We start from the raw sequence: 3223 nt of genomic DNA on the forward strand, positions 1-3223 counted from the left end.
CAGGTTGTTGAAGTCGTGCGCCAAGCCGCCGGTCAACTGTCCGACCGCCTCCATCTTCTGCGATTGCCTCAGGGCTTCCTGAGCCGCCGCGAGTTCCGCCTCGCGCGCCTTCGCCACGCTCAGGTCGCGACCGACGGCGATGAAGTGCAGCCCGTCCGGCTCGGGCGCCACGGTCCATTCGATGGACTTCCACGACCCGTCGCTCGCGGCGATGCGGTTCTCGAACCGGGTTGGCCGCTTCGTGTCGCCCATCCGGACGAGGGCCGCAAGCGTCTGGTCCGTGTCGTCGGGATGCATGAAGGTCGCGTAGGGCCGCGACAGGAGCTCGGCCTCGGACCAGCCTAGCACCTGGGTCCAGGCAGGACTCACCGCCGACATCGTCCCCTGGTAGTTGGCGCGGGCCAGCATGTCCTCGGACAGGTTCCAGAGCCGGTCGCGCTCGGCGGTACGCTCGGCGAGGGTCGCGGCATGCTCCCTCTCCTCCGTCACGTCCCGCGCGCTGCAGTAGAATTGCCCGCCCTCGGGGACCGCGACCCAGGCTAGCCAGCGGTACCCACCGGCGGTGGTGCGGCAGCGGTTCTCGAAGCGGAGGACCGCCTCCCCGGCCCGTAGCCGATCCAGCGCGGCGTGGGTGGCCCTGACGTCGTCGGGGTGGACCAGCTCGACGAAGGGGATGCGTGCGGCCTCCGCATCGCTCCAGCCCAGCAGCGACTTCCAGGCCGGGTTGGTCCGGACGAAGAATCCGGCGTCGTCGGCGATGCCCAGGAGGTCCGTGGAGACCTGCCAAGTCCGGCTCAACTCGCGTGACCGTTCGGCGACCTGCCGTTCGAGGTCGGCGTTGAGGTCGCGCAAGGCCGTCTCGACACGGCTCCGCTCAACCGCGATGCGGGTCCTGCCCGCGACTTCCCGGATGAAGGCCAGGTCGTCCGGCGCCCAGTCCCGCACCTCGGCATGGTTGACGAAGAGGGCGGCCACGAGCCGACCCTGTTCGAGCACCGGCACGTTGACGAAGGCGTGCGCGCCGCGCCCCTTCGAGGCCTCCGCCGCGCCCGCCGTCCTATCGTCGCGCTCGACGTCCGCGATGCTGACGAACTCGCCGCGCTTCAGGCTGTCGATGAACGACCCGTAGGTCCGCAGCGGCACGACGCCGGCGAGGGTCTCGACGCCCGGTGCGTTCCAGTCGCGCTCGACGTGGAGCGTCTCGGCGTCGGGGTCGATGGTGCCGTATCCCACACGGCTGACCGCCAACGTCTCGCCGAGGACCTGCGAGGCCGCGAAAGCGATGTCGTCCGCCCTCGTGAGCTCATTGAACCGGTCGGTGATCCGCACCAGCGCCTCGCGCCGCGTCTCCGCCCGCGCACGGTCGGTGACGTCCGCGCCCTCGATGAAGATACCCCCGACCGTACCGTCGACATCCCGGATCGGTTGGTAGACGACGTCGACGAAGCGCTCGTCATGCGGGCCGCCCGGCACCGCCTGCACGGCGTAGCGGATGCCATGGAACGTCTGCGGCACGCCGCTGTCGTAGACCTGGTCGAGAATTTCCAGGAACCCTTGCTCGACCGCGTCGGGCAGGGCTTCCGCGACCGTCCTGCCTACGACGTCCCGGTGGCCGACGAGCTTCAGGTAGCGGGGATTGGCCAGTTCGAACCGATGCTCCCTGCCGCGCAGCACGGTCATGAACGTCGGGGTCTGCTCGAAGAGGCTGGCGAAGCGCTCGCGCTCGGCCGACAGGCGGCGCTCGGCCAGGACCTGCTTGGTGATCTCGGTACAGGCACAGAACAGCCCCGCGACCGTGTTTCTGTCGTCCGGGACGGGCGTGTAGGAGAACGAGAAGTGCGTTTCCTCGGGGTAGCCGTTCCTGTGCAAGGTGAGCTGGAGGTCGTCCATGTGCACCGGGTCGCCGGCATACACCCGATCCATCAGGACCCCGACCTCGATGCGGACCTCGGGCCAGACATCGAAGAACGGGCGACCGAGGGCATCGGGATGCCGGGCGCCGAGCATGGGGGCGTAGGCGTCGTTGTAGACGAGCGTACGCTCGGGACCCCAGCACAGGAACATCGGCTGGCGCGAGCTGAGCATCACTCGCAACAGCGTCACGAAGGCTTGCGGCCACCGGTCCGCCGGCCCGAGGAACGTCGACGCCCAATCGTGGGCGCGCATCCGCGCGCCCATGTTGCCCCCTCCTGCCAGGAAGCCCGGAGCCTGGGTCATCGGATCAGGCTTGCCCTTGCGCTAGCGGAGACCGTGTCGACCACGGGACCTGACCTACCGTGTGAGCCTCGTGCCGGGCTTTCACGCGCATCGAAGCGCGGGTGAACTCGCTGGCCGAGGTGTGCTTACTTTGGGTGGCTTGGCTTTTCGACCATCCGGCGACGGGCACGACCAGGGAGGTATGACGCGAGCGCTTGGCGGGCATGGCAGCGGCTTAACACGTTTGGCTGGTCGGGATGTCTCCCGTTTTGTCCCACCCGGCGTTCCGACGGAGCTTGCGCCGTCCGTCCCCGACCTATGGCGGCCCCGTCTCGGAACGCGGCAGGCCACTCAGGTCAGGCTCGAACTCCGCAGCTTCGAAGCTCCCTTTCGGGATGCCGCATACGGGCGGCGACCAGGTGCTGGCGACAGTGCGCCTGGCCGCCCCCCGACGCGTGCTGGAGAACCACCGAGTTGGCGCGCGCTACACTCGTAAGTGCGCGTCGCCCTGGCGACCGGCCCGGAGGGCGAATTGCCGGCCGATGTCCACCTTCCTCGGCCGGGTGTCCGGTCGCGGACACATCTCGTCGCGGACCCAGCGATCCAGCCACTAACGGCGTGGTTACCTCGTTGTTCGAATTGACCGATGCGGTTGCCGCCGGATGGCGGACAGTTGAAGCGGACGGTCGCGGCTGCTCTCCCCCGGGATGCAGGAGGCCGCCGAGGATCCTGCCTTCATCTTGGACGTGCATGGCAACGTCCCGAACTTCAAGCGAACGGTCCTGAACACCGGAGCCGTGTCCGGCGGACCAACCCACCGCAACGGCTCGCGCTCCGGCGGGGGAGAAGGTGCCCGACGGCAAGCCCGCGCACGCGGACAACGACTGGCATGCGCACGGGTACAGGCACGAAATGCCCGGCAGGAGATAGGAGTTCTCCGGGCGGCCCGTCCAAGCAGGCGGTGCGGACATGCGGATGCTACCCGAACTCGCGGGTTTTCGCGCCTGGCCGCGGGCATCGGGTACGC

Annotated in this window: 1 protein-coding gene; it reads right to left on the reverse strand. The window is 68.8% G+C overall.

The genetic code is table 11. From position 1 onward, the window contains the following. The coding region (locus MFF42_RS07990; protein ID WP_373875158.1) for a PAS domain-containing protein at positions 1–2178 on the reverse strand (2178 nt) is incomplete at its 3' end. Positions 2179–3223: the final 1045 nt, after the last annotated feature.

This window comes from Methylorubrum podarium, assembly GCF_022179745.1.
In the GTDB taxonomy this organism is placed as follows: domain Bacteria; phylum Pseudomonadota; class Alphaproteobacteria; order Rhizobiales; family Beijerinckiaceae; genus Methylobacterium; species Methylobacterium podarium.